This window comes from Pseudomonas chlororaphis subsp. chlororaphis, assembly GCF_003945765.1.
GTDB lineage: Bacteria > Pseudomonadota > Gammaproteobacteria > Pseudomonadales > Pseudomonadaceae > Aquipseudomonas > Aquipseudomonas chlororaphis.
Window position 1 is genome coordinate 1,775,755 of sequence record NZ_CP027712.1, and the last position, 26,215, is coordinate 1,801,969.

The window sequence follows — 26,215 nt, forward strand, 5'->3', positions numbered from 1 at the left end:
ACTGGCTGTGCAGGACGGCTTGCTGTCCGGCCAGGCCTAGAACGGCACCTTGCCGGTCAGCATGTCGCGGTACATGACGAAATCGCCCACAAGGCTGTAGAGCGGATGCTGGAAGGTGGCTGGGCGGTTTTTCTCGAAGAAGAAATGACCGACCCAGGCGAAGCTGTAGCCGGCCACCGGCAGGGCCAGCAGCAATAGCCAGGCGCCTTTGCCGATGGCGAAGGCGAGGATGAAGATCACCAGGGTCGTGCCCACGAAGTGCAGGCGGCGGCAAGTGCTGTTGCTGTGTTCGCTCAGGTAATACGGATAGAACTCGGCGAAGCTATTGAATTGCTTGATGTTATCCACGACTGCGATCTCTGTGGTTGTTGTTCTGCCAGCGGGATGCTCTGCGGGGAGCTTATTTGAGTCTAGAGTCATCAATGGCTGGGGCCAGTGACAATAGGCGCCACTTTAGTATCCTTGGGAAATCGGCCGTGGCATGCGGCTCATCATGTAAAAGAACCCACCATGAGCGAACGAACGACTTCTGCAAGCTGGGCGATGGGAATTGTCAAAGCTCTGGAGATGGACGGCCTGGATTGCCGTGCATTGTTCAAGCTGGTCGGGCTCGACTATGCCGCGCTGGACGACCCGGACGCACGCTTCCCCCAGGACTCGATGACGCGTCTCTGGCAGCGTGCGGTGGAGCAGTCCGGCAACCCGGCGATCGGCCTGAACATGGGCAAGGTGGTGCGACCGGCCTCCTTCAACGTGGCCGGGTATGCCCTGATGTCCAGTCGTACCCTGGCCGAGGGTTTCCAGCGTTTGGTGCGCTATCAGCGGATCATCGCGGAAAGTGCTGATCTGAGTTTCCGACTTTTACCTGAAGGTTATGCGCTGATTCTGACGGTGCACGGCGATCATCTGCCGCCGACCCGGCAAAGTGCCGAGGCTTCGCTGGCCTGTGCGCTGGCGCTGTGTGGCTGGCTGACCGGGCGTACGCTGCAGCCGCGCCAGGTCCTGATGCAGGGGGCGGTGCCGGTCGATCTGGAGCCCTACAAGCAGGCGTTTCATGCGCCGCTGGTGTTCAACGCGCCTTACGATGGATTGATTTTCGAGCGGGCCGATATGGAGGCGCCGTTGCCGACCGCCAATGAAGCCATGGCGCGGCTGCATGACCGCTTCGCCGGTGAGTACCTGGCGCGCTTCTCCGAAAGTCGGGTGACGCACAAGGCGCGCCAGGCGCTGTGCCGGTTGTTGCCCCAGGGCGAGCCGAAGCGCGAAGCCGTGGCCCAGACCCTGCACCTGTCCCAGCGCACCCTGCAACGGCGTCTGCAGGAGGAGGGCACCAGTTTCCAGACCCTGCTCGACGACACCCGGCGTGAGCTGGCCGAGCAGTACCTGGCGCAGCCGAGCATGACCCTGCTGGAGATTGCCTATCTGTTGGGGTTTGCCGACCCGAGCAATTTTTTCCGCGCTTTCCGCCGCTGGTTCGATGCCACGCCCGGCGAATACCGGGCGCGATTGCAGGAGTCCGGGGCCGCTGTCAGTGACGCCAGAATGCCGGAATACACAGCACGAATACGGTGATGATTTCCAACCGGCCGAGCAGCATGCCCAGGGACAGAATCCACTTGGCGGCGTCCGGCAGGGTGGCGAAGTTGCCGGCCGGGCCGATGGTTTCGCCCAGGCCCGGGCCGACCCCCGACACCGTACTGGCCGCGCCGGTCAGGGCGGTCATCCAGTCCACACCCAGCAGCGACAGCGCCAGGGCGATCACACAGATGGTGATGGCGAAGAAGAACGAGAAGGTCAGGATCGAACGGACGATTTCCTCGTCGAGACGGTGACCGTTGTACTTCTGCTTGATCACCGCGCGCGGGTGGATCAGCTGGTTCAAGTTGGCCTTGAGCAGGATATAGGCGACCTGGAAGCGGAAGATCTTGATCCCGCCGGCGGTCGAGCCGGAACAGCCGCCGACGAAGCCCAGGTAAAAGAACAGCATCAGCGAGAAGTTGCCCCACAGGCTGTAGTCGCCCAGGGCGAAACCGGTGGTGGTGACCACCGAGGTGACGTTCAGCGCAACGTGACGCAGGGCTTCCAGCCAATGCAGCTGGGTGGTCCACCAGTACCAGGTGCCGAGCACCAGCCAGGTCACCAGCAGCATCCCGAGCAGGCCCTGGACCTGCTGGTCCTTGATCAGCGCCCGGCGGTTGCCGCGCAGGGTGGCGACGTACAGGGTGAACGGCAGGCTGCCGAGGATCATCACCACCACCGCCACCCAGTGCACCGCCGGTTGCGGCCAGTGCGCCAGCGAGCTGTCGGACGTGGAGAAGCCGCCGGTGGAAATCGCCGACATCGCATGGTTGATCGCGTCGAACAGGCTCATCCCGGCCCACCAGAAGGCCAGGCTGCCGAGAATGGTGATGCCGACATAGGCCGCCACGATCAGCCGCGCCACCATGTGCGAGCGCGGCATGACCTTTTCCGAGCGGTCCGAGGATTCGGTCTGGAACAGGCGCATGCCACCGATGCGCAGCAGCGGCAGGATCGCCACCGCCATGCCGATGAAGCCGATGCCGCCGAGCCAGTGCAGCAGGGAACGCCACATCAGGATGCCCGGCGACATGTTGTCCAGGCCGCTGAGCACGGTGGCGCCGGTGGCGGTGATGCCGGACATGCTTTCAAAGAACGAGTCGGTGTAGCTGATGTGCTGGGTCAGCAAAAACGGCAGGGCGGCGAAGATGCACACCACCAGCCAGCTGGACACCGTCAGCAGGTACATGTCCCGCGGACGCAGGTGCACATGTTCCGGGCGCCCCGGTATCACCAGGGCCAGGCCGGCGACGAAGGTGATCATGCTGGCCCAGAGGAACGACGGCAGGTCGCCGGTGCGTTCGAACAGCACCAGCGTCGCCATCGGAATGACCATGGCGATGGCCAGGGTGATCAGGAAAATGCCGATGATGAAACCAATGATCCGTAGGGTCGGCAACGCCATGAGGTCCGCTCGGGGCTGATAAGGAGGGCGCCATTCTACCTGCGGCGCAGAGCATGTAAACCGGCACCCGGAAGGCACTTCCCGGTAGAATGGCCGGACATTTTTTTCAGGAGGTGGCCGATGGAGGCTCTCGACGCATTGCTCAACCGTGTTTCCGTACCGCGTCTGGTGGACCCGGCGCCGACGGCGGCGCAACGCGAAGCGCTGTTCGCGGCGGCATTGCGCGCCCCGGATCATGGCCAGTTGCGGCCGTGGCGCTTTCTGACGGTGGAAGGCGCGGCCCGCGAGCAGTTGGGCGAGCTGCTGGTGGAAGCGGTGCAATTGCAGGGGGGCGAAGTGACCCAGGCGGCCCTGGACAAGGCCCGTGCCATGCCATTGCGCGCGCCGTTGGTGGTGGTTGTGGTGGCTCGCCTGCAGGAACACGTCAAGGTGCCGAAGTCGGAGCAACGGCTGGCGGCCGGCTGTGCCGCCCATGGCATCCTGCTGGCGGCCTATGCCCAGGGTATCGGTGCGGTGTGGCGTACCGGCGAGCTGTCCTATTCGCCCCATGTCGCCAAGGGCCTTGGCCTGGGCGAAGGTGAAGAAATCATCGCCTTCCTGTACCTGGGCACGCCGCTGAACGAGCCACGGGTCGCGCCCAAGGTGGATACGGCGGAGTTCGTCAGCGCCTGGTCGGGCAAGGCCTGATCCTAGAGTCGCGGTGTAGCGGATAGCCAATCGCGGGCAAGCCTCGCTCCGACTTGCCCGCGAAGCTTTTCAGGCCTGGGCAGTAACGCCTGGCACCAACGGCAACTCCAGGCTGGCGATAAAACCACCCTGCGGATGATTGTCCAGGTTCAGGCTGCCGCCATGGCGTTCCGCGGCGCGTCGGGCGATGGCCAGGCCCAGCCCGTGACCCGGCGCGGTCTGGCCCGGGGCGCGGTAAAAGGGTTCCCCCAGCTGGCGCAAATGTTCGGCCTTCACACCGGGGCCGTGATCGCGGACGCTGAGCACGATCCTGTCCCCCTGACGCAATGCCTGTACTTCGATCGGCTGTCCGGCCGGGTTGAAGCGCTGGGCATTGCGCAGCAGATTGTCCACCGCCCGCTCGATCATGGTCGGCCAGCCCTTGAGGCTGAGTTGCGATTCGGCCTGGATGTTCACTGGCTGTTCCGGGCAGGCCAGTTGGGCATCCTTCTGCAGGTTATCGAGCAGGGCGTTGAGGTCCACCTCTTCGGCGCTGGCGTTGTCGGCATCGACCCGGGCCAGCACCAGGATTTCGCTGATCAGCGCTTCCAGGCGATCACACTCGCGGGTCAGGCGCGGCCACAGGCGCTCGCGCTCCTCGACCGTGGCGCGCTCGGCCAGCGCCAGGGCGATGCGCAGGCGCGCCAGCGGCGAGCGCAGCTCGTGGGAGACGTCGCGCAGCAGTTGGCGCTGGCTGCCGATCAGGCTTTGCAGGCGCGAGCCCATGCGGTTGAAGTCCTTGGCCAGTACGCCGAACTCGTCGCGGCGGGCGGCCAGGCGGGCCAGGCTGTTCTGTTGGTAGGTGGCCTGTCCCAGGTCATGCACCGCACCGCGTAAACGGCTGAGGGGGCGGGTGATGGACAGGGTCACCAGCAGGCTGAACAGGGTCAGCACCACCAGCGCGATGGTCAGGGCACTCAGCGGCCACAGCAGGCTGTCGCGGTGCCAGGCGTCCAGTTCCGGATGGGGGATGCGGTAGATCAGCAGGTAGGTCTCGCCGGTTTTCGGGCTGGTGTATTCGGCGGTCAGGCGCCGCCAGGGCAGGCGCCGGTCATCGTTGTTCTGCCGGGCCTCCAAGGCGGCCGCGCGGCGTGGGAAGGTGCCACGGACCACCGGGTCGCCGGCGTCGTTGAGCACTTGCACGTTGACGTGATACTGGTGCTTGCGCTGCTCCAGGATCTCCTGGGCGGCGTCTTCGCCTTGTTCTTCGTAGGTGCGCGTCCACTCTTCGGCCAGGGTATTGAGGCCCGGATGGCGACTGAGGATCCAGGCATCCTGGTTCAGCATGTGGCCAAGCAGAATCGACAGCCCTGCAACCAGGGTGATGGCCAGCCAGAAGCTGGCGAGGATGCGCCAGAACAATGAACGCACGGGAAGTCCTCAAACAAGGAAAGCCCAGTGGGAGCGCCACTGGGCTGTGGGATAAGCGCTAAAGCATTATTGCGCTTTTTGCGGCTGTTGCGCTTTCCAGGCCTTGAACTCAGCCCATTCGGCGCGGCGCTCGGCGTGTTTCTTCTGGATGGCGTCAAACTCTTTCTGCTGTTCCGGCTTGAGCAGGGCGCGGATATCGGCTTCGGTTTTCTGGCGCTTGGCGGCGATCTCGTCCTTCATGGCTTTCTGGTCGGCCGGCGACAGTTTTTCCAGGTACTTCTGCACCAGCTGCTTGCGCTCGTGCATCTGCTCACCCATCAGATTGCGGATCTGCTGGCGCTGTTCGTGGCTCAGGTCCAGCTGGCTGTAAGGGCCTTTGCCCCGCATGTGTTCGCTGTGGCGCGGGCCATCCATCGGCCCCATGGGGCCTGCGCCTTCCGGCATGGCCATGGCCACGGTCGGCAGGGCGGCGGCGAACATCAGAGCGATCAGGGTCTTGCGCATGGTGTATCTCCTTGTCTCATTCCCGGTCAGTTCCGGATGTGTGCAGATTACGCAGAGCAAGGTCAGCGGCGGTCAGCGAAGGGTAAAGCTTGGGTAAAGACGTTTTTTGGCGAAACTGACATAACCCCTGTAGCCGCTGCCGAGCCCGCGAGGCGGCGAACGACCGGTACGCTCGCGGGGATCTTGCGAATGCAGGACGGCGGCGCCCTATCGCAGCCTGCGGCAGCGGCTGCAGGACCAGGGATCAGTTCAGAGTCAGAGGCTGTAGTAGTAGCCGCGGCTGCGCAGGGCGACGATGCGCGGGCGGCCGTCGGGGTGCGGGCCGATCTTCTTGCGCAGGTTGCTGACGTGCATGTCCAGGCTGCGGTCGTACAGGGTCAACTTGCGGCCCAGGGCGATCTGCGCCAGTTCCTGCTTGTCCAGCGGTTCGCCCGGTTGCTTGAGCAAGGCTTCCAGCAGGCGGCTTTCGGAAACGGTGAGGGTGATGTCCTGTTCGTCGATGCTGACCACGCCGCGCACCGGGCTGAAACACAGGTCGCCCAGCTCCATCTGGCTGGACACCGCGGTCGGGTGGCTGCGGCGCAGCACAGCGCGCAGGCGGGCGGTCAGTTCACGCGGATCGCAGGGTTTGGCCAGGTAGTCGTCGGCGCCCAGCTCCAGGCCGAGGATGCGGTCCAGGGGCTCGCCGCGGGCCGAGAGCATCAGCACCGGCAAGTCCGGGTGGTCGCTGCGCAGTTGCTTGAGCAGTTCCAGGCCGCTGCCGTCGGGCAGCATCACGTCCAGCACCACCGCCGCCGGGGCGTGATCGGCCAGGGCGCGACGGGCGCTCAGGCCATCGTGGCAGGCCCGTACCTGAAAACCCTCCTGGCCCAGCCAGCTGGTCAGGAGCTCGCAGAGCTCCTGGTCATCGTCAATCAGTAACAGGTCGCTCATGAATCACTCAATTTAGCCATTGTCGACGCTTTCTATGTCCACCACTGGCGAAGATACCGCAGAGCAGGGCCAATAGCGCTACCCCGGCGCCGGTGACGAACCACTGTTGCTGATCGGTCAGCAGGCGCGGCACGGAACTGGCCTGGACTTCGCGCAGTTGCAGCTTGAGGCGCTGATTCTCCTGGCGCAGGCGGCTCAGCTGGGCGCTTTCGCGCTCGCTGTCGGCTCCCTGCAATTGCCGGGTCAGCTCTTCACGCTGGCGCTCGCTGTCTTTGAGGCGCTGCTGCAATTCGTTGATCTGGCTGCCGGCACTCAGGGACAAAGGCGTCGAGTGCCCAGGGTCCGTGGTTTCTTCGGCGGAGGCACTCGCCCCGATCGTTAACATGACCAACAACAGGCACAACAGACCTTGGCGCATCGCAACTCCTGATTCCAATCGAGTGTTGGGCAGGTTGTCGGCAGTCAAACGAGAATAATGAGCGATTGAGAGCGCGATGAACCGATAAGGTTCACCGCGGGGGAGAGGATTTACGGCAGGACTTGCTTGAACGGCTTGACCACGACGTTGGCATAGACACCGGCGGCGACGTAAGGGTCGGCGTCGGCCCAGGCCTGGGCGGCGCTCAGCGAGTCGAATTCGGCGACGATCAGGCTGCCGGTGAAACCCGCGGCGCCAGGATCATTGCTGTCGACGGCAGGGTGTGGCCCGGCCAGTACCACGCGACCTTCGGCCTTGAGCTGCTGCAACCGCTCCAGATGCGCCGGGCGCGCGGCCAGGCGGTTTTCCAGGGAGTTGGCGACGTCTGTAGCAATGATTGCGTAAAGCATGTCAGTCCTCGGTTTTCGACGTGGTGGGTTCGGTGTCGTGAAGATGGCGCGACAGGTAGATGCCCTGGCCGACCAGGAACAGCACGGTCATGCCCAGGCTGCCGAAGACCTTGAAGTCGACCCAGATGCTCTGGAAGGTGAAGGCGACGAACAGGTTGGCGGCGCCGCAGAACAGGAAGAAGGCGATCCAGGCGATGTTCAGGCGGGTCCAGACCGGATCCGGCAGGCTCAGCGCGTGGCCCATGATGCGCTTGATCAGCAGGCGGTCGCCGATGAAATGGCTGCCGATAAAGGCCAGGGCGAACAGCCAGTTGACCACCGGCGCTTTCCACTTGAGGAAGGTCTCGCTGTGGAAGGCCAGGGTCAGGCTGCCGAACACCAGGCAGGCGACCAGGGTCAGCCACTGGCTTTTCTCCAGCTTGCGCTGGGAGATGAACAGCGCGCCGTAGACCACCAGGGAACTGATGATCAACACCGCCGTGGCGCTGTAGATACCGCCTACGGTCAGTTGTTGACCGGCAATGTCGACGACTCGGGGATCGATTTTGTAGACGATGAAAAACAGGAACAGCGGGATGAAGTCGATGAATTGTTTCACAGTGGCAGCCAGAAGCAGGATGTGGCGGCATAATAACAAACATCCATGGTAGCGAAAGCGCCAGCTGACTTGAGGTTGAACAGTCCCGTGAATGTTGATTTGCACTGCCACAGCACGGCCTCCGATGGCGCCCTGGCGCCCGCGGCTCTGGTTGCGCGTGCGTTCGAGAAAGGCGTGCGAGTCCTGGCCCTGACCGATCATGACACCCTGGAAGGCCTCGACGAGGCGCGCCTGGCGGCCCATGAACTGGGCATGCAACTGGTCAATGGCGTCGAATTGTCCTGCACCTGGGGTGGGGCGACCATTCATGTGCTGGGCTACGGCTTCGACGTCAATGCGCCGTCATTGGTCGAAGCCATCGGCAAATTGCACGACGGTCGCTGGCTGCGGTCCGAAGAAATAAGCCGCAAGCTGGCGCTCAAAGGCATGCCGGGCGCCCTCGAAGGGGCCCGGGCGATCCAGCAGGAACTGGGCGACAGCGGCAATGCGCCGGCCCGGCCGCACTTCGCCGATTACCTGGTGCGCGCCGGTTTCGTGAAGGACCGCGCCGAAGCTTTTCGCAAATGGCTGGGGGCTGGCAAGCTGGGCGACGTCAAGCAGCACTGGCCGACCCTCGAGGAAACCGTCGAGACGTTGCGCGCGGCGGGGGCCTGGGTCAGCCTGGCGCATCCCTGGCATTACGATTTCACCCGCAGCAAACGTCGCCGCCTGATTGCCGACTATATTCAAGCAGGTGGCCACGCGATCGAGGTGGTCAACGGCCATCAACCCGCCGAGCAGGTGGGCAGCCTGGCCATCCTTGCTCGGGAGTTCGGTCTGCTGGTGAGCGCCGGCAGTGATTTTCATGGCCCTGGAGGCTGGTCCGAGATAGGCGAGTATCGCCCTGTTCCGGAGGATCTGCCGCCGCTCTGGTGTCGGTTCAAACATGACCCAATTATTGCCGCCGTCTGAACAGGTAGAGAATGTGAGTCAATTTTTCCAGATTCATCCGGAAAACCCGCAACCGCGCCTGATCAAACAGGCTGTCGAAATCATCCGCTCAGGGGGCGTGGTGATCTACCCGACCGACTCGTCCTACGCCATTGGCTGCCAGATCGGCGACAAGAGTGCGGTCGAGCGCGTGCGGCGTCTGCGGCAACTGGATGACAAACACAACTTCGCGCTGATCTGCAGCGACCTGTCGCAGTTGGGCCTGTTCGCCAAGATCGATACCGGCACCTTTCGCCTGCTCAAGGCGCATCTGCCAGGGCCTTATACCTTCATCCTCAACGCCACCCGCGAAGTGCCACGGCTGTTGCTGCACCCGAAGAAACGCACCATCGGCCTGCGGGTGCCGAGCCATCCGATCGCCCTGGCGCTGCTGGCCGAACTCGGCGAGCCGCTGATGAGCGTCAGCCTGATCATGCCCGGCGAAACCGAGCCGATGAACGACCCTTATGAAATGCGCCAACTGCTCGAGCATCAGGTCGACCTGATCATCGATGGCGGTTTTGGCGGCATCATGGCCTCCACCGTGATCAACCTGGCCGATGGCGAGCCGGAAGTGATCCGTATCGGCTGCGGCGACCCGGCTCCCTTCATGGTCGAGGCCTGAATGTCCGCAGTGGAACACGTCGACGACCAGGCCGGAGCGCAGCAGGAGCTGCCCTTTGCGATGGTCTATGGCCAGGCGGTCATGGAAATGCCGCTGGACCTGTACATCCCGCCGGACGCCCTGGAAGTCTTTCTCGAAGCCTTCGAAGGCCCGCTCGACCTGCTGCTGTACCTGATTCGCAAACAGAACATCGACATCCTCGACATCCCGGTGGCGGAAATCACCCGCCAGTACATGGGCTATGTCGAATTGATGCAGTCGGTGCGCCTGGAGCTGGCCGCCGAATACCTGGTGATGGCGGCCATGCTTGCCGAGATCAAGTCGCGCATGCTGTTGCCGCGCTCGGCCGAGGTGGAAGAGGAGGAGGAAGACCCGCGCGCCGAACTGATCCGTCGCCTGCAGGAGTACGAGCGCTTCAAGGCCGCCGCCGAAGGCATCGACGGCCTGAGCCGGGTCGGTCGCGACGTCATAGTGCCCAAGCTCGACGCCCCGGAAGCCCGGGCGCGCAAGCTGCTGCCGGATGTCGCCCTGGAAGAGGTGCTGATGTCCATGGCCGAGGTGTTGCGCCGTGGCGACATGTTCGAAAGCCATCAGGTCAGTCGCGAGGCGCTGTCCACCCGCGAGCGCATGAGCGAGGTGCTGGAGCGGCTCAAGGGCGGTGGTTTTGTGCCCTTTGTCGAGCTGTTCACCGCGCAAGAAGGACGCCTGGGGGTGGTGGTGACCTTCATGGCGATCCTCGAGCTGGTCAAGGAATCCCTGGTCGAGCTGGTACAGAATGAGCCCTTCACGGCTATCCATGTGCGTGCACGAGCCGAATAACGAGCTGAAACAATGAATCTGAATGAACCCCGCGAGCTGGCGCCACTGCTTGAAGCCTTTCTGTTGGCCTCGGGAAAACCGCAATCCATGGAGCGCCTGTTCGAACTTTTCGAGGAAGGCGAGCGGCCGGACCCCGCGGTCTTCAAGAAGGCCCTGACCATTCTGGGCAAGTCCTGCGAGGGGCGGGCCTTCGAACTCAAGGAAGTGGCCTCCGGTTATCGCCTGCAGGTGCGGGAAAAGTTCGCGCCCTGGGTCGGCCGGCTGTGGGAAGAACGGCCCCAGCGCTACTCCCGGGCGATGCTGGAAACCCTGGCGCTGATTGCTTACCGCCAGCCGATCACCCGTGGCGAGATCGAGGATGTGCGGGGCGTGGCGGTCAACAGCCAGATCGTCAAGACCTTGCTGGAGCGCGAGTGGATTCGGGTGGTTGGCTACCGTGACGTGCCGGGCAAGCCGGCGATGTTCGCCACCACCAAGGCGTTTCTCGATCACTTCAACCTGAAGAACCTCGACGACCTGCCGCCGCTGGCCGAGCTGCGTGAGATCGAGACCGAGCCGGTCCTCGACTTCGACGACGTGCCGGTGCCCGCCAGCCTGCAAGCCCTGGCCGACGCCAGCGCCGAACCGGAAGAGCCGAAGGAAGAGACCAGTTTCCACACCTTGCTGCTGGAGCTGGACTCGATGGAGGAGGGGATCAAGACCGACTTCGACGATCTGCATCGCGATGGCGCGGTCGAGTCGTCCGGGGACGATGTTATTGCCGGCACCGAGGTGGACGCCGAGATCAGGGCCGAAGCGCACACCCGTGCCGAAGCCGAAGCCGAAACCGAAGTACAAGTCGAGCACGATACCGAACTCGAAGTGGACGCCGACGACGAACAGGAAGTCGATGACGATGTGCTCGGCGTCGCCGAAGCCCGCGCCAAGCTGCTGGCCGCCGTGGCGGCACTGGAACCGCCGGCTCCGTCGCTGAGCGACGAAGAGGCCGAAGCCCTGGCGCTGGCCGAGGCCATCGAGAACGAAAGACGCCTGCAGGAAGACGACTGAACCAGGCCTCTAGGCCTCTGTAGGAGCGAGGCTTGCCCGCGATCGGCAACGCCAGGATATGCCTGGCACACCGCATCAGCCTTTATCGCGGGCAAGCCGGATCGCCGCCCGCTCGCTCCTACAGGTCAGGCGCCCACTGTCGGGCTGCCACCGGCCAGCGGAAAAATCGGTAGGCCACCACTTATCGGCTAGTCTCTGATGCGCAACCGACGCCATGAGCGTATGATTCGCGACCCTTTGGCGATCCCTTCGCCACAAGACCTGTTTTTATTACCGTTCAGGCCGCTCAAGCCTGAATCGACACACCGGGAGGTGCCCAGATGAGTGAAGATCAGCAAGACCAACAGGAAATCGGCCCAGCAGGCGAAAAGCTGCAGAAAGTCCTCGCCCGTATCGGCGTCGGCTCGCGCCGTGACGTAGAGTCCTGGATCAGCCAGGGCCGGATCAAGGTCAATGGCAAAGAGGCCACCCTTGGCCTGCGCGTCGACCTGCACGACGCCATCTCCATCGATGGCAAGGTGATCAAGCGCGAAGAGGCGTCCGAATCGGTCCGCCGCGTGATCATGTACAACAAGCCCGATGGCGAAATCTGCACCCGTGACGACCCGGAAGGCCGTCCGACCGTGTTCGACAAGCTGCCGCGTCCGCGAGAAGGCCGCTGGATCAATATCGGTCGCCTCGACATCAACACCACTGGCTTGCTGATGTTCACCACCGACGGTGAGCTGGCCAACCGCCTGATGCACCCGTCCTATGAAATGGACCGTGAGTACGCGGTACGTGTGCGTGGCGAAGTCGACGACGAGATGATCGAGCGCCTGAAAGCCGGCGTGATGCTCGAAGACGGCCCGGCCAAGTTCACTGACATCCAGCAGGCGCCCGGTGGTGAAGGTTTCAACCACTGGTACCACTGCGTGGTGATGGAAGGCCGCAACCGTGAAGTGCGTCGCCTGTGGGAATCCCAGGGCCTGGTGGTCAGCCGCCTGAAGCGCGTGCGTTTCGGTCCGGTGTTTCTCAACTCCGACCTGCCGATGGGCCGCTGGCGCGAAATGAGCCAGTACGAAGTGGACGTCCTCAGCGCCGAGGTTGGCCTGACGCCGGTGGCGATGCCGCAGCTCAACGCCAAGAGCAAGGACAAGCTGGAACGCATGCAGCGCAAATCCTCGCGCCCGGTGGGCAAGAGCGAGCGCGTGCGGACTCTGCGTCCGGCCCATGGCGCGCCTGCCGCCGGTGCCCCGCGCCCGTCGCGCGAGCCGCAGATCGAAGGCGAGCGTCCAGGCCGCAAACCTGCGCCACGCCAGGATGGCGAGCGCGCTCCACGGGCGCCGCGTCCGGCTGCCGGTCGGGGTGAGTCGGGTCGTGGCACGCCAGTGGCGGATCGTCCGAGCGACACCAAGCGCCCGGCCAAGCCAGCGCCGAAGTCCAAGCGTCCGGGCATCGTCCTGGTCGACAAGGACGCACCGTCGGGCAAGCGCCGTGGCGCTCCGGCCGGTTCCGGCCAGCGCCCGGGGTTCGGTCGCCGCAAGCCCGAGTGAGGCAGCCTTGAGCTGCAAGCTGTAAGCGACAAGAAAAAACGCCAACCTCAGGGTTGGCGTTTTTTTTGCCTCTATGTAGCCGCAGGCTGCGCCAGCGGCTACAGGCTCAGAACACGAACCTGCCATCGAACACCGGCTTGTCGTCCAGCGCCAGCACCCCGCTGGCAAAGATCAGGTCCAGGTGATGGCTGCCCTTGGCGCCACCGCCCAGCCCCAGGTGCAGGCCGCAATGGCGCTCCTCGAAACCCGAGTTGCGCGCGTAGAGGTCTTTCACCCCTTCGTTGGTGCCGATGCCCAGCTCTTCGATGCGCCGGTTGGACGGGTTGGCATCCAGGTATTTGTTGAAGTCCTCCGCCAGCCCCGGCACGTCGGTGGCGATGCGGCTGATGGTGGAGTTCTCGATCCACAATTCCAGCGGTGATTGCAGCACGCCGTACTTGCGCGCGAAGGGAATGGTGCCGAGGAAGGTGCCGACGAATTTCACCCGGCCATTGATGGCCTCGCTGTGGCTGGCGATTTCTCCGGGCGCCAGGTCGTAGTTGCCCACGCCGTTGATGTTGGTCCACTTCTTGATGCTGTCCAGCGGCGCTTCGAAGTACGAGCCGTGGTCGTCGCGAAAGCTCAGGGTGGTGGCCTCGGACATATGCTGGATCAGGGTCGCGTTGAGCTCGGCGATGCGTTGCGGCTCGACGCTGAAGGTGTCGTAGAAGTAGTCGCCGTAGTCCTTGAACAGCAGCGACTTCTTCCAGTTCTCGGCCATCACGCCCTGCAGCGCCTGGATGAACTCGGGGCCTTGCGGGCGGGGCGGCGAGAGGGTGGAGGAGTCGTAGAAGAAGATATACAGATCGCAGTCGGCGATGGCCTGGGCCAGCGCCGAGGTGGGTTCGAGGTCGAGACGCAGGGCTGTGAAACTGAAGGGGTCACCGGCCTGCTCGATGATGGCGGCGCTGGTGGCGGCATATTCGGCGGTGTGGCCGATCAGGACCCTGGCGTTCTGGCGCTCGGCCAGGGCCGGGTGGTGTTCGAGGTAGTAAAGGAAATGCCGGATGGCAGCGGTGTTGTCCATGGATCCTCCCTGACAGACAGCGGATGGAGGCAGGGGCGACCGCCGGGCCGCTCCTGCCTGAAGGCCCTTTTTACAAGGGCCACATCGCCGTGCCGAACGGTACTACCGCGTCGGCCTGCATCATTTCCACCGCGGCCTCGTGGGTCGCTGCTTCAAACCAATCGTCCAGTTGCAGTTCAGTGTCCAAGTCTTTTTCCAGTGCTTGCATCGTGAATCTCCTAGATGACTTTTTCGGATAAAAGCAGTCGGTGAGACGGCTCGGGCGTTCTACGGGGAGTGCTTGAAAGCCCCAGCTGCTCAATGTGGCCGCTCGGCTTGCCGGGGGTGTGGTCCGGCAAGTGGCTGGAAACCTAGTCCAGGGTTTTTTGAAATGCAAAAAAATAATTGAATTATTTTTATTGAACTTTTTGTTCTGTTTTTGCGCTGGAAAATTATCAAGAAAAAACAAAAAGCTGAGCGAGCAGACAGATAAAAAAGCGCTGGCCGTCAATTTGCAGTCGCCGATGTCACTGATCTGAAGTGGAAAAAATACGTTCCGCCTTGTAAAGAAATGCTTACGAAAAACCCGCTATCGATTCATCGAATCGACCCTTGTTCGGCGCTGTAAGAAAAACCTTCCGTTGTTGCCTCGATACGGCCCGCCGCCGGGCTCCAAGCCGCTTGTTCCGCGGCCTCAAGGCAGGTGTGATGCAGCCCATGCCTGTGTGCAGGTGCATAACAAGAAGGAGGCGCAATGAACGCCGTGGCTCACCTCAACCGATTCCCTCCGAAGGGCGATTGCTGTCGTACCTTCGTCGACGACCCCGACGGGGCTGTCCCGAACCTTGCCGCCGATGCCGAGCATCGAGTTGGCCCCGTGCGATTCCGGCACCCGACGCGCTGATAAGCCGCGTCTGGCGGCAGGGAGTCAGGGGTGTACAATGCGCGGCGTTTTAACTGTGACCCAACTGCGTATCCGCGCATTTTGCGCCCCAACGACTGGTTTCGACGCGTGACGAGCCCTGGCTCGAATGCTCGAGACACGCTCCCAAGGCCAATAATCTCAAGGCTATCCGCCTTGTTCACTCCGCCGCGTCACAAGCGTGGTGGGTTCGATTTCGTCACAGATAAAAACAACAGGTGACGCATGACCGTTAAACAAACGCTGAACTCCTGGTGCCTGCGCTGGGGTTTGATCCGCGCTGCTTAAGCCTGCTGTCGGCTGCAACGTCTATCGAACATCATCAAACCTTGCGTGAGACCCTTTTCATGAGTGGACAAAACTCGCATTCAGGCGAGCTGAAGCGCGGCCTGAAAAATCGCCATATTCAACTGATCGCCCTGGGCGGCGCGATCGGTACCGGACTGTTCCTGGGCTCCGCCGGCGTGCTCAAGTCGGCCGGGCCGTCGATGATCCTCGGCTACGCCATCTGCGGCTTCATCGCCTTCATGATCATGCGCCAGCTCGGCGAGATGATCGTCGAAGAGCCGGTGGCCGGTTCCTTCAGCCATTTCGCGCACAAGTACTGGGGCGGTTTCGCCGGTTTCCTGTCGGGCTGGAACTGCTGGATTCTGTACATCCTGGTGGGTATGTCGGAGCTGACCGCGGTCGGCAAGTACGTGCACTACTGGTGGCCGGACGTGCCGACCTGGGCCTCGGCCGCGGCGTTCTTCGTGCTGATCAACCTGATCAACCTGGCCAACGTCAAAGTCTTCGGTGAAGCCGAGTTCTGGTTCGCGATCATCAAGGTGGTGGCCATCGTCGGCATGATTGCCCTGGGCAGCTACCTACTGGTCAGCGGTCACGGCGGCCCACAGGCTTCGGTGAGCAACCTGTGGGAGCACGGCGGGTTCTTCCCCAATGGCGTCAGCGGCCTGGTGATGGCCATGGCGATCATCATGTTCTCCTTCGGTGGCCTGGAGATGCTCGGGTTTACCGCGGCCGAGGCCGACAAGCCGAAGACCGTAATTCCCAAGGCCATCAACCAGGTGATCTACCGCATCCTGATTTTCTACATCGGTGCCCTGGTCGTGCTGTTGTCCCTGACCCCATGGAACAGTCTGCTGGAAACCCTGAATGCCTCCGGCGATGCCTACAGCGGCAGCCCGTTCGTCCAGGTGTTCTCGATGCTGGGCAGCGATACCGCGGCGCACATCCTCAACTTCGTGGTCCTGACCGCGGCCTTGTCGGTGTACAACAGCGGCACCTACTGCAACAGTCGCATGCTGCTGGGCATGGCCGAGCAGGGCGACGCACCGAAAGTCCTGGCGAAGATCGACAAGCGCGGCGTGCCGGTGATGTCGATCCTGGCCTCGGCGGTGGTGACCTTCGTTGCCGTGGTGCTCAACTACCTGATCCCGCAGCACGCCCTGGAGCTGCTGATGTCGCTGGTGGTCGCGACCCTGGTGATCAACTGGGCGATGATCAGCTACTCGCACTTCAAGTTCCGCCAGCACATGAACCGCACGAAACAATCGCCGCTGTTCAAGGCGCTGTGGTACCCCTACGGCAACTACGTCTGCCTGGCGTTCGTGGTGTTCATCCTTGGCATCATGCTGATGATCCCGGGCATCCAGATCTCGGTGTACGCGATTCCGGTGTGGGTCGCCTTCATGTGGGTCTGCTACGGCATCAAGAACAAGCGCAGCGCGCAGCACGCGCTGCAGGTCGCCAGTTCTTCGGCGAAGTAACGCCAGCGCGACAACGACAAACCCGGCCTTGGCCGGGTTTTTTGTGGGCGCCAGGATTGCTTGGCAGCGAGCGGGCGGCGATCCGACTTGCCCGCGATCCGCGAAGCGGCCATCCAGCGGGTTGCCAAAACGGGCGCCATCGCCAACAAGCCTCGCTCCTACGGGAGGCAGTACGATTCGCGGTATCCTGAGCGCCCTGAAAGCGGATGCCTTTTCCATGCTGGTGATTTCCAACAACGTGCATCTGCCGGATGCCGAGATCGAGTTGACCGCCATTCGCGCGCAAGGCGCGGGTGGGCAGAACGTCAACAAGGTCTCCAGCGCGGTGCACCTGCGCTTCGACATTCCGGCCTCGTCGCTGCCGCCGTTCTACAAGGAGCGGCTGCTGGCGCTGCGCGACAGTCGCATTACCAGCGACGGGGTGATCGTCATCAAGGCCCAGCAATACCGGACCCAGGAACAGAACCGCGCCGATGCCCTGGAGCGTCTGGTGGAGCTGATCCTCAGTGCCATCAAGGTGGAGAAGAAGCGCCGGCCGACCAAGCCGACCCTGGGCTCGAAGACCCGGCGCCTGGAGTCCAAGAGCAAGCGCGGCAACATCAAGGCCGGTCGCGGCAAGGTCGACTACTAACGCTCGCCGCGCTCCTCGCGATACTTCGGCGCCAGGCGGTACAGGTAGAGGCTCAGCAGCAAACCGCTGCAGGCGGCGAGGGCGGCGAACAGGAAGATCGAGGCAAAACCGAAACCGGCGGCGATCGCCCCGGCCAGCGGTCCGGTGATTCCCAGCGACAGGTCGATGAACAGCGAGTAGGCACCCACCGCCGCGCCACGGCTGGAGGCGGGAACCAGGTTGACCGCTTCCACCCCCAGCGCCGGGAACACCAGGGAGAAGCCGAAGCCGCTCAACGCCGCGCCGGCCAGCGCCCAATGGGCATCCGGCGCCAGCCACAACAGCAACAGGCCCAGGGTTTCCACCGACAGACAGGCGATTGCCACGCGAAAGCCGCCGAGGCGGTTGATCAGGTTGCCGAACAGCAGGCGCGCGCCGATAAAGCTGGCACCGAACAGGCTCAGGCACAGCACTGCGTTGGACCAGTTCTGCGTGGCGTAATACAGGGTGATGAAGGTGGCGATGGTGCCAAAGCCGATCGAGCCCAGGGCCAGGCCGCAGCCGTGGGGGAATACCCGGCCCAGGACATGGATAAATGGCAAGCGCTCGCCGGCGACGATCGGCGCCGCCAGTTTCGGCCAGGCCAGCGCCAGGCCCAGGAGCGCCAGGAGGATGATGCTCACGCCCATGCTCCACAGCCCCAGGCGATCCACCAGCAACACCCCCAGCGGCGCGCCGACGGCCAGCGCGCCATAGCTGGCGATGCCGTTCCAGGAAATCACCTTGGCGGTGTTCTGCGCGCCGACGCGGCCGATGCCCCAGCCGATGGAGCCCGAGCCCACCAGGCTCTCGGCGCTGCCCAGCACCAGGCGCCCGACCAGCAGGCTGGCCAGGCTCAGCACCGGCAAGCTGTGCAGCCATGCCGACAACAGCATGAACACCCCGCTCAGGCCGCAGCCGGCCAGGCCGTACATCACCGCGCGCTTGCTGCCCAGGTTGTCGATGATCTTCCCGGCATAGGGGCGGCTGAGCAGGGTGGCCAGGTATTGCACGCTGATCACCAGCCCGGCGATCACCGCGCCAAAGCCCAGTTCGCTGTGCACGTAGCCCGGCAGCACGGCCAGGGGGATGCCGATGTTCAGGTAGCCGATAAAGGTGAAAAGTACGATGGAGACGACTTGCAGCGTGACCGCCAAGGGGCGCTGGGTATCTGGCATGGGAAAGGTCCACGGACGCGGCAGAGATAGATAGGCTGCTTATGATACCGAGGGTTGAAACGATTCAGGTGGAGAAATCGATGCCCATCCGCACTTTTTTGCGCGCGGCAGGCTCAGGCTTTTACAGGGGCCAGCAATTGCGTGGTGACCAGGGCGGCCAGGGCGTTTTCCTGGGTGCCGAAGCGCGCCAGCAGGGCGGCCTGTTTTTCCGGCGTCAGGCGGTTCCAGATCTCGATCATCTTTTCGGCGGTGCCGATCAGCACGCTGGCTTGGGTTTCGCTGAAGGCGTCGGTCATGGAGGCGGTTCTCGAAAGCGGGTTTCAGGCGGTGTGGAAAGCGCATCAAAGAGCGCTTTCCACACGGTCTGGGTGTTGCGGTCAGTCTTCGCTGTCGGCCTTGTGACCGGGTGCGGCTTCTTTCGGCTCGGGCTGTTGGGCGCCGGCTTGTTGCGGGGTTGTCTGCTCAGTTTCGTGCAGGCTTGGGAAGGGGAGATTAGGAATCTCGTGCATGTTCGTTGCTCCTCGCAAGGTCTGTTTTTTAAATCGCTGGGTAGATCCGCGCTTTTAAAAAGCCTGGGCAGGATACAGCACTGGAAATGACAAAAAGATTTTTATCACGGCTTTTAGGATGAAAGGAGTTTCATCGGGCGGGGGATCGTTGAAGAGCATCGCGAGCAAGCTTGCTCCTACAGGCAGGTGCTTTTGTAGGAGCGAGCTTGCTCGCGATCAGGGTGTCACTTGCAGACTTCGGCGATGGCTTCGGCCAGCAGGTCCAGGCGGGTGGCGTCGATACCGGCGACGTTGGCCCGGCCGGAGCTGACCATGTACACGCTGTGCTGGTTGCGCAACTTGGCGACCTGTTCCGGCGTCAGGCCGGTGTAGGAGAACATCCCGCGTTGCACGCCGATATGGGCGAAGCGCTCGGCCAGGCCGAAGGGTTGCAGCGCCTCCACCAGGCCTGAACGCAACTGGGCGATGCGCAGGCGCATGGCTTCCACTTCGTCGGCCCAGAGGCTTTTCAGCTCCGGGTCGCCAAGGATGGTGGCGACCACCGCGGCGCCGTGATCCGGCGGGGTGGACCACAGGTTGCGGGCGATGTGGGCCAGCTGGCTGCGTACGTCCAGCAGCTTTTCCGCGTCCCGGGTGCAGACGATCAGCGCGCCGGTACGGTCGCGGTACAGGCCGAAGTTCTTCGAGCAGGAACTGGTGATCAGCAGCTCGGGCAGTTCGGCCGCGAACAGGCGGACCGCCCAGGCATCCTGCTCCAGGCCGTCGCCGAAGCCCTGGTAGGCGAAGTCGATCAGCGGCAGCAGGTTGCGGCTGCGCACCACGTCCAGCACCCGATGCCAGTCGTCGTGGCTCAGGTCGAAACCGGTGGGGTTGTGGCAGCAAGCGTGCAACAGCACCACGTCGCCCTTGGGCACCTGGTTCAGGGTCGCCAGCATGGCCTCGACGTCGAGGCGGTTGTCGCTGCCGACGTAAGGGTAGTGGCTGACCTGGATGCCGGCGGCGGCAAAGATGGTTTCGTGGATCGGCCAGGTTGGATTGCTCAACCACACGCCACGGCCCGGCAGGCAGTGGGCGATGAAGTCGGCGCTCAGGCGCAGCGCGCCGGTGCCGCCCGGGGTCTGGGTGGCGCCGGCGCGGCGTTCGGCGATCAGTTGCGAATCGGCGCCCAGCACCAGTTCATTGATCACCTTGCCAAAGGCCGCGTCGCCGTGGCCGCCGATGTAGATCTTGGTGGTCTGCCGGTCGACCAGGCGCTGCTCGGCCAGCTTGACCGACCGAGGGATCGGCGTCAGGCCCTGGGAATCCTTGTAGACACCGACGCCGAGGTCGAACTTGCGTGGGTTGCTGTCCGACGCATAGGCCTCCATCAGGCCAAGAATCGGGTCGCCGGGTACTCGGCCTATGGCGTCGAAATGCATTACTTGCGTCCTTCTGCGGTCTTGGCCACTTCGTCGGTGCGAGCGGCCATGATGAAGTCGTTGCGGTGCAGGCCCTTGATGGAGTGGCTCCACCAGGTCACGGTGACCTTGCCCCATTCGGTGAGTAGGCCAGGATGATGACCTTCTGCCTCGGAAATTTCACCCATTGCGTTGGTAAAGGCCAGGGCGAACTTGAAGTTTTTGAACAGGAAGACTTTTTCCAGTTGCATGACGCCATCGCGCACTTCGATGTTCCAGTCGGGGATCTGCTTGATCAGTACCGGCAGTTCTTCGTCGCTGACTTGTGGAGCATCGGCGCGGCAGGCTTCGCAATGGGCTTGGTTGAGAGCGGTCATGGTGGGTTCCTGAAATCGGTTCTTGTTGGAAATTACGGGTTTTATGAGCGCCGCGCGAGGGCAGGGCGCTCAGGCCGCCTTGGGTTTGGGCGGAAACTTGGGTGCGTGCAGGCCCATCTGCATGCCCTGGTGCACCAGGGCCATGATGTCTTCATGGGCCAGGTCGAACAGGCGCTTGAGGTTGGGCAGCACAAAGTAGAGGGGTTGCAGGATGTCGATGCGGTACGGGGTGCGCATCGCTTCCAGCGGGTCGAAGGCCTGGTGCTCGGGCACGTCCGACAGGCAGTAGACGGTTTCCTTCGGCGAGGAGAGGATGCCGCCGCCGTAGATGCGCTGGCCTTGCGGGGTGTCCAGCAGGCCGAACTCGATGGTCATCCAGTACAGGCGCGCCAGGTACACCCGTTCTTCCTTGGTGGCCTGCAGGCCGAGCTTGCCGTAGGTGTGGGTGAATTCGGCGAACCAGGGGTTGGTCAGCAGCGGGCAGTGGCCAAAGATCTCGTGGAAGATGTCCGGCTCTTGCAGGTAGTCCAGTTCTTCGCGGGTACGAATAAAGGTCGCGACCGGAAACTGTTTGCTGGCGAGCAATTCGAAGAAGGTCTGGAAGGGAATCAGCGCCGGCACCCGCGCGACCTGCCAGCCGGTGGTTGCGCCCAGCACCTTGTTGATTTCGCCCAGCTGCGGGATGCGGTCGTGGGGCAGGCCGAGTTTCTCGATGCCGTCCAGGTATTCCTGGCACGCGCGACCCTCGATCACTTTCAGTTGACGGGTGATCAGGGTGTTCCACACCGCGTGTTCTTCATCGGGGTAGTGGATAAAACCTTGCGCGTCGGGCTCGCGGGCCACGTACTGCGTCTGCTTCATGCTGCTCTCCTGTCAGGGGCTGCTTCTTGTTATCAGTTGACGCTAGAGATAACCCAAGGTTGCAGCCCATGCAGCAGGTTGACGTGAACGTAATGGGCGGATCAGGGGTGATTTCGTAAAGTTTTCGTTACGAAAGCATCGCGGGGCCGCTAATACTGAGAATAGTCGATTTGAAAAGGCCGGTGACTGTCACATAATCTTGACGATTATCTGCGTCACACCGCAGAAAGTTTTTGTCGGACGGTGTCAAAAACGCCGCTTTCTGGCATTCACGCCCTCCATTACCTGTCTCGGGCCTTCCTTCTATGCGTATCAAAGTCCACTGCCAGAATCGCATCGGCATCCTGCGCGACATTCTCAACCTGCTGGTGGAGTACGGCATCAACGTGGCCCGGGGTGAGGTGGGCGGCGAACATGGCAATGCCATCTACCTGCATTGCCCGAACCTGATCAATCTGCAGTTCCAGGCATTGCGGCCGAAGTTCGAGTCGATCGCCGGGGTGTTCGGGGTCAAGCGGGTCGGGCTGATGCCCAGCGAGCGGCGGCACATGGAACTCAATGCGCTGCTTGGGGCCCTGGAGTTTCCGGTGTTGTCCATCGACATGGGCGGTTCCATTGTCGCCGCCAACCGCGCGGCGGCGCAGCTGTTGGGCGTGCGGGTGGACGAGGTGCCGGGGATTCCACTGTCGCGCTATGCCGAGGATTTCGACCTGCCGGAACTGGTACGGGCCAACAAATCGCGGATCAACGGCCTGCGGGTCAAGGTCAAGGGTGACGTGTTCCTGGCGGACATCGCGCCGCTGCAATCGGAGCACGACGACAGCGAGGCCATGGCCGGCGCGGTGCTGACGCTGCACCGCGCGGACCGGGTCGGCGAGCGCATCTATAACGTGCGCAAGCAGGAGCTGCGTGGCTTCGACAGCATCTTCCAGAGCTCGAAAGTCATGGCCGCGGTGGTCCGCGAAGCACGACGCATGGCACCGCTGGACGCGCCGCTGCTGATCGAGGGGGAGACTGGCACCGGCAAGGAACTGCTGGCGCGCGCCTGCCACCTGGCCAGCCCGCGCGGGCAATCGCCGCTGATGGCGCTCAACTGCGCTGGCCTGCCGGAATCCATGGCCGAGACCGAGCTGTTCGGCTACGGGCCGGGGGCCTTCGAAGGTGCGCGGGCCGAAGGCAAGCTCGGGCTGCTGGAACTGACTGCTGGCGGCACACTGTTTCTCGACGGGGTGGGGGAGATGAGCCCGCGCTTGCAGGTCAAGCTCCTGCGTTTTCTGCAGGACGGCTGCTTCCGTCGGGTCGGTAGCGACGAAGAGGTGTACCTGGACGTGCGGGTGATCTGTGCGACCCAGGTCGACTTGTCCGAGTTGTGCGCCCGCGGCGAGTTCCGCCAGGATTTGTATCACCGCCTCAACGTCTTGTCGTTGCACATCCCGCCGCTGCGCGAGTGCCTCGACGGCCTGACACCGCTGGTGGAGCACTTCCTCGACCAGGCCAGCCGGCAGATCGGCTGCGCCTTGCCCAGGCTGGCGCCGGCGGCCATGGAGCGCCTCAGCCATTACCATTGGCCGGGCAACGTGCGGCAGCTGGAAAACGTGCTGTTCCAGGCGGTGTCCCTGTGCGACGGCGGCACGGTCAAGGCCGAGCACATCCGCCTGCCGGACTATGGCGTGCGCCAACCCCTTGGTGACTTCTCCCTGGAAGGCGGGCTCGACGAAATCGTCGGGCGCTTCGAAAAGGCGGTGCTCGAACGCCTGTATTCCGAGCACCCCAGCAGCCGCCAGTTGGGCAAGCGCCTGGGCGTGTCGCACACCACCATCGCCAACAAACTGCGCGAATACGAAGTCGGCAAAAACACCGACGAAAACTGAATCCTGTAGCCGCTGCCGCAGGCTGCGATCGGCTGCGCAGCAGGCGCCAGACCTTAAGTCTGCGATCGGGGCGAGGTCATGCGTTGCCAGCCTTGCGAGTCCTGCGGCCTCGATCGCAGCCTGCGGCAACGGCTACAGGAGCAGCGGCGAGGCAGGGGAGTGCCCTGGAGGCCGAGGCTTGCCGTAAGCGGCATATCTGCGCCGGTTTTTCGTCTTTGACACAATCGCCCGATTCCCTTCGAACGCCCTCAAGCTCCCGGATTTCCTGCCTTCGGCCGCCCGCAAAACAAGTTGGTGCGCTTATTGCTTATGGCTCAGCAGTACAGCGGTGGACGGCAAACGTCCGACATGCAGAGGAAAGACTGTGGACAAGTACCTTTATGTGGCCATGACCGGTGCCAGCCAGAATGCGCTGGCGCAAAAGGCGCATGCCAACAACCTGGCGAACATCTCCACCAACGGTTTCCAGCGCGACCTGGAGCAGGCGCGTTCGATGCCGGTGTTTGGTGACAGCTTTCCGGCGCGGGCCTTTGCCATGTCCGAACGGCCGGCTACCGATTTCACCCCTGGCTCGCTGGTGGAAACCGGTCGCGACCTCGACGTGGCGGTCAGCGGCAATGGCTGGATCGCCGTGCAGACCCCGGAGGGCGGTGAAAGCTACGTGCGCACCGGCAGCCTGAACATCGACGCCCTGGGCGTGTTGCGCGCCGGCAACGGCATGCCGGTGATCGGCAACGGCGGCCCGATCGCCGTGCCGCCGGAGCAGCAGGTGGAAGTCGGCCAGGACGGCACCATCAGCATCCGCGCCATGGGCGAAGGCCCGCGGGTGATGGCCGAGGTCGACCGCATCAAGCTGGTCAATCCGGACCTGAAGAACATGACCAAGGGGCTGGACGGTTCGATCCATACCAAGGACGGCCAGCCGGCAGCGGCTGACGCCAATGTGCAACTGGTCTCGGGATTCCTCGAGTCGAGCAACGTCAATGCGGTCGAGGAAATGACCTCGGTGCTGGCGCTCTCCAAGCAGTTCGAGCTGCACATCAAGATGATGAACACCGCCAAAGAAGACGACCAGGCCATGGCTCGGGTCTTGCAGATCAGCTAATTACCAGTACGTCGCGCCGTAAAACAGGCGCACGAGGAGAATCGAATGCTTCCGGCTCTGTGGGTTGCCAAAACAGGTCTGTCCGCCCAGGACACTAACCTGACCACCATTTCCAACAACCTGGCGAACGTTTCGACCACGGGTTTCAAACGTGATCGCGCCGAGTTCCAGGACCTGCTGTATCAGATCAAGCGTCAGCCTGGTGCCCAGTCGACCCAGGACAGCGAGCTGCCGTCGGGCCTGCAACTGGGTACCGGTGTGCGCATCGTCGGCACCCAGAAGAACTTCACTGCCGGCAGCCTGCAGACCACCGAGCAGCCGCTGGACATGGCCATCAACGGCCGCGGTTTCTTCCAGATCCTGCAACCGGACGGCACCACGTCCTACACCCGTGACGGCACCTTCCACCTTGATTCCAACGGCCAGATCGTCACCGCCAACGGCTTCGCGCTGGAGCCGGCGATCGTCGTGCCGAACGACGCCCAGACCTTCACCGTGGGCCAGGACGGCACCGTCTCGATCACCACCGCCGGCAACCCGGCCTCGCAAGTGATCGGCAACCTGCAGACCGCCGACTTCATCAACCCGGCCGGCCTGCAAGCGACGGGCAACAACCTGTTCCTGGAAACCGCCGCCAGCGGCGCGCCGCAAGTCGGTACCCCGGGCCTCAACGGTTTCGGCACCACCCTGCAGAACACCCTGGAAACCTCCAACGTCAGCACCGTTGAGGAGATGGTCAACATGATCACCACCCAGCGCGCCTACGAGATGAACTCCAAGGTGATCTCCACCGCCGACCAGATGCTCTCGTTCGTCACGCAGAATCTGTAATCAAGTCCTGGGGCGGCCCAGCGGCCGCCTGCAACACCATGAGGTAGGGTCATGAATCGCTTTGTATCTGTTCTCGCACTGAGTGGGTTCGTCGTGCTCGGAGGCTGCGTGGCCCCGACGCCGAAGCCCAATGACCCGTATTACGCTCCGGTGTTGCCACGTACTCCGTTGCCGGCTGCGGCCAACAACGGCTCGATCTACCAGGCCGGCTTCGAGCAGAACCTCTACAGCGACCGCAAGGCGTTCCGCGTGGGCGACATCATCACCATCACTCTCAACGAGCGGACCCAGGCGAGCAAGAACGCCAACTCGCAGGTCGACAAGAACAGCAAGACCGGCATCGGCCTGACCTCGTTTTTCGGTGGTGGCCTGAGCACCAATAACCCGGTGGGCAGCGGCGACCTGAGCCTGGACGTCGGTTACAGCGGCGACCGGGCCACCAAGGGCGACAGCAAGTCCGGCCAGAGCAACAGCCTGACCGGTTCGATCACCGTGACGGTGGCCGACGTGCTGCCCAACGGCATCATCGCCGTGCGCGGCGAGAAGTGGCTGACCCTCAACACCGGCGACGAGTTGGTGCGGATTGCCGGCCTGGTGCGCGCCGACGATATTGCCACCGACAACACGGTGTCCTCGACCCGCGTCGCCGACGCACGCATCACCTATTCGGGCACCGGTGCCTTTGCCGATGCGAGCCAGCCGGGCTGGTTCGACCGTTTCTTCCTCAGCCCGCTGTTCCCTTTCTAGGTGGCTACGTTGAATT

The 26,215-nt window shown here is 63.2% G+C and carries 29 protein-coding genes; 13 read left to right on the top strand and 16 right to left on the bottom strand.

Going from position 1 to position 26,215, the window contains the following annotated elements:
* Positions 1-36 precede the first annotated feature (36 nt).
* Complete coding sequence (locus C4K27_RS08065; RefSeq protein WP_025805147.1) at positions 37-348, bottom strand: Mpo1-like protein; 312 nt, start codon at positions 346-348, stop codon at positions 37-39.
* A gap of 162 nt (positions 349-510) precedes the next feature.
* Here C4K27_RS08065 and C4K27_RS08070 point away from each other — a divergent pair, with 162 nt between their 5' ends.
* Positions 511-1,572 carry an AraC family transcriptional regulator gene (locus C4K27_RS08070; protein ID WP_053260084.1) on the top strand — a complete coding sequence of 354 codons (1,062 nt, stop codon included), beginning with the start codon at positions 511-513 and terminating at the stop codon, positions 1,570-1,572.
* Here the strand turns inward: C4K27_RS08070 and C4K27_RS08075 are convergent.
* On the bottom strand, positions 1,529-2,983 hold the full coding sequence (locus C4K27_RS08075) for a TrkH family potassium uptake protein (protein ID WP_009042687.1): 1,455 nt from the start codon (positions 2,981-2,983) through the stop codon (positions 1,529-1,531). The two genes, C4K27_RS08070 and C4K27_RS08075, sit on opposite strands and share 44 nt — an antisense overlap.
* Positions 2,984-3,103: 120 nt before the next feature.
* Here C4K27_RS08075 and C4K27_RS08080 point away from each other — a divergent pair, with 120 nt between their 5' ends.
* Entirely contained in the window at positions 3,104-3,670 is a 567-nt protein-coding gene (locus C4K27_RS08080) for a nitroreductase family protein (protein ID WP_007929740.1), read from the top strand.
* Between the two features lie 69 nt (positions 3,671-3,739).
* Here C4K27_RS08080 and C4K27_RS08085 read toward each other — a convergent pair whose 3' ends face one another.
* The 6 genes from C4K27_RS08085 to C4K27_RS08110 form a co-directional block, all read right to left on the bottom strand.
* Positions 3,740-5,080 (bottom strand): sensor histidine kinase, encoded by a 1,341-nt coding sequence (locus C4K27_RS08085; RefSeq protein WP_053260085.1) that lies wholly within the window; start codon positions 5,078-5,080, stop codon positions 3,740-3,742.
* A gap of 66 nt (positions 5,081-5,146) precedes the next feature.
* Positions 5,147-5,584: a Spy/CpxP family protein refolding chaperone gene (locus C4K27_RS08090; protein ID WP_053260086.1), complete on the bottom strand. Its 438-nt coding sequence runs from the start codon at positions 5,582-5,584 to the stop codon at positions 5,147-5,149.
* Between the two features lie 255 nt (positions 5,585-5,839).
* A complete protein-coding gene (locus C4K27_RS08095) occupies positions 5,840-6,517 on the bottom strand; it encodes a response regulator transcription factor (RefSeq protein WP_007930075.1) in 678 nt (225 codons plus the stop codon).
* 7 nt (positions 6,518-6,524) lie between these two features.
* Positions 6,525-6,935, bottom strand: coding sequence for an SH3 domain-containing protein (locus C4K27_RS08100; protein WP_007930076.1), 411 nt, complete (start codon positions 6,933-6,935; stop codon positions 6,525-6,527).
* A 110-nt stretch (positions 6,936-7,045) separates the two neighbouring features.
* The gene (locus C4K27_RS08105) at positions 7,046-7,345 is read right to left on the bottom strand and encodes a YciI family protein (RefSeq protein WP_053260087.1); all 300 of its coding nucleotides are present in this window, start codon (positions 7,343-7,345) and stop codon (positions 7,046-7,048) included.
* Between the two features lies 1 nt (position 7,346).
* Complete coding sequence (locus C4K27_RS08110) at positions 7,347-7,943, bottom strand: septation protein A (protein WP_053260088.1); 597 nt, start codon at positions 7,941-7,943, stop codon at positions 7,347-7,349.
* Positions 7,944-8,030: 87 nt separating this feature from the next.
* Here C4K27_RS08110 and C4K27_RS08115 point away from each other — a divergent pair, with 87 nt between their 5' ends.
* From C4K27_RS08115 to rluB, 5 genes are all read left to right on the top strand, one after another.
* Complete coding sequence (locus C4K27_RS08115; protein ID WP_007930079.1) at positions 8,031-8,894, top strand: PHP domain-containing protein; 864 nt, start codon at positions 8,031-8,033, stop codon at positions 8,892-8,894.
* A gap of 13 nt (positions 8,895-8,907) precedes the next feature.
* Positions 8,908-9,537, top strand: a complete 630-nt coding sequence (locus C4K27_RS08120; protein WP_009042694.1) for an L-threonylcarbamoyladenylate synthase — start codon at positions 8,908-8,910, stop codon at positions 9,535-9,537.
* Between the two features lie 120 nt (positions 9,538-9,657).
* Positions 9,658-10,356: a segregation and condensation protein A gene (locus tag C4K27_RS08125; protein WP_173613338.1), complete on the top strand. Its 699-nt coding sequence runs from the start codon at positions 9,658-9,660 to the stop codon at positions 10,354-10,356.
* A 12-nt stretch (positions 10,357-10,368) separates the two neighbouring features.
* Positions 10,369-11,403, top strand: coding sequence for an SMC-Scp complex subunit ScpB (scpB, locus tag C4K27_RS08130; protein WP_053260090.1), 1,035 nt, complete (start codon positions 10,369-10,371; stop codon positions 11,401-11,403).
* 320 nt (positions 11,404-11,723) lie between these two features.
* Complete coding sequence (rluB, locus tag C4K27_RS08135; protein WP_007930085.1) at positions 11,724-12,938, top strand: 23S rRNA pseudouridine(2605) synthase RluB; 1,215 nt, start codon at positions 11,724-11,726, stop codon at positions 12,936-12,938.
* Positions 12,939-13,044: 106 nt separating this feature from the next.
* Here rluB and C4K27_RS08140 read toward each other — a convergent pair whose 3' ends face one another.
* Positions 13,045-14,004, bottom strand: a complete 960-nt coding sequence (locus C4K27_RS08140; protein ID WP_053260091.1) for a CgnE/CgnB domain-containing protein — start codon at positions 14,002-14,004, stop codon at positions 13,045-13,047.
* A gap of 70 nt (positions 14,005-14,074) precedes the next feature.
* A complete protein-coding gene (locus C4K27_RS31170; protein WP_007930088.1) occupies positions 14,075-14,212 on the bottom strand; it encodes a hypothetical protein in 138 nt (45 codons plus the stop codon).
* Positions 14,213-15,252: 1,040 nt separating this feature from the next.
* Here C4K27_RS31170 and C4K27_RS08145 point away from each other — a divergent pair.
* Together C4K27_RS08145 and arfB are read left to right on the top strand one after the other, a co-directional pair.
* Positions 15,253-16,674: an amino acid permease gene (locus tag C4K27_RS08145; RefSeq protein WP_053260092.1), complete on the top strand. Its 1,422-nt coding sequence runs from the start codon at positions 15,253-15,255 to the stop codon at positions 16,672-16,674.
* Between the two features lie 217 nt (positions 16,675-16,891).
* Complete coding sequence (gene arfB, locus C4K27_RS08150; RefSeq protein ID WP_053260093.1) at positions 16,892-17,305, top strand: alternative ribosome rescue aminoacyl-tRNA hydrolase ArfB; 414 nt, start codon at positions 16,892-16,894, stop codon at positions 17,303-17,305.
* Here arfB and C4K27_RS08155 read toward each other — a convergent pair.
* The 6 genes from C4K27_RS08155 to phhA all read right to left on the bottom strand — a co-directional run bounded on the left by C4K27_RS08155 (position 17,302) and on the right by phhA (position 21,645).
* On the bottom strand, positions 17,302-18,501 hold the full coding sequence (locus C4K27_RS08155) for an MFS transporter (protein WP_053260094.1): 1,200 nt from the start codon (positions 18,499-18,501) through the stop codon (positions 17,302-17,304). The genes arfB and C4K27_RS08155 overlap by 4 nt on opposite strands.
* Positions 18,502-18,614: 113 nt before the next feature.
* Complete coding sequence (locus tag C4K27_RS08160) at positions 18,615-18,797, bottom strand: hypothetical protein (RefSeq protein ID WP_007930093.1); 183 nt, start codon at positions 18,795-18,797, stop codon at positions 18,615-18,617.
* Positions 18,798-18,878: 81 nt separating this feature from the next.
* Positions 18,879-19,010, bottom strand: coding sequence for a hypothetical protein (locus C4K27_RS31575; protein ID WP_007930094.1), 132 nt, complete (start codon positions 19,008-19,010; stop codon positions 18,879-18,881).
* A 224-nt stretch (positions 19,011-19,234) separates the two neighbouring features.
* Positions 19,235-20,428, bottom strand: coding sequence for an amino acid aminotransferase (locus tag C4K27_RS08165; RefSeq protein ID WP_053260095.1), 1,194 nt, complete (start codon positions 20,426-20,428; stop codon positions 19,235-19,237).
* A complete protein-coding gene (locus C4K27_RS08170) occupies positions 20,428-20,784 on the bottom strand; it encodes a 4a-hydroxytetrahydrobiopterin dehydratase (RefSeq protein ID WP_007930096.1) in 357 nt (118 codons plus the stop codon). The genes C4K27_RS08165 and C4K27_RS08170 overlap by 1 nt, the downstream gene beginning before the upstream one ends.
* Positions 20,785-20,853: 69 nt before the next feature.
* Positions 20,854-21,645, bottom strand: a complete 792-nt coding sequence (phhA, locus tag C4K27_RS08175; RefSeq protein WP_053260096.1) for a phenylalanine 4-monooxygenase — start codon at positions 21,643-21,645, stop codon at positions 20,854-20,856.
* A 305-nt stretch (positions 21,646-21,950) separates the two neighbouring features.
* Between phhA and C4K27_RS08180 the strand changes: the two genes are divergently transcribed.
* The 4 genes from C4K27_RS08180 (at position 21,951) to flgH (ending at position 26,199) form a co-directional block, all read left to right on the top strand.
* On the top strand, positions 21,951-23,516 hold the full coding sequence (locus C4K27_RS08180) for a sigma-54-dependent transcriptional regulator (protein WP_053260097.1): 1,566 nt from the start codon (positions 21,951-21,953) through the stop codon (positions 23,514-23,516).
* A 364-nt stretch (positions 23,517-23,880) separates the two neighbouring features.
* Entirely contained in the window at positions 23,881-24,621 is a 741-nt protein-coding gene (locus tag C4K27_RS08185; RefSeq protein ID WP_007922703.1) for a flagellar basal body rod protein FlgF, read from the top strand.
* Positions 24,622-24,666: 45 nt separating this feature from the next.
* Positions 24,667-25,452 (top strand): flagellar basal-body rod protein FlgG, encoded by a 786-nt coding sequence (gene flgG, locus C4K27_RS08190; RefSeq protein WP_009047672.1) that lies wholly within the window; start codon positions 24,667-24,669, stop codon positions 25,450-25,452.
* Between the two features lie 51 nt (positions 25,453-25,503).
* The gene (gene flgH, locus C4K27_RS08195; protein ID WP_053260098.1) at positions 25,504-26,199 is read left to right on the top strand and encodes a flagellar basal body L-ring protein FlgH; all 696 of its coding nucleotides are present in this window, start codon (positions 25,504-25,506) and stop codon (positions 26,197-26,199) included.
* Positions 26,200-26,215: the final 16 nt, after the last annotated feature.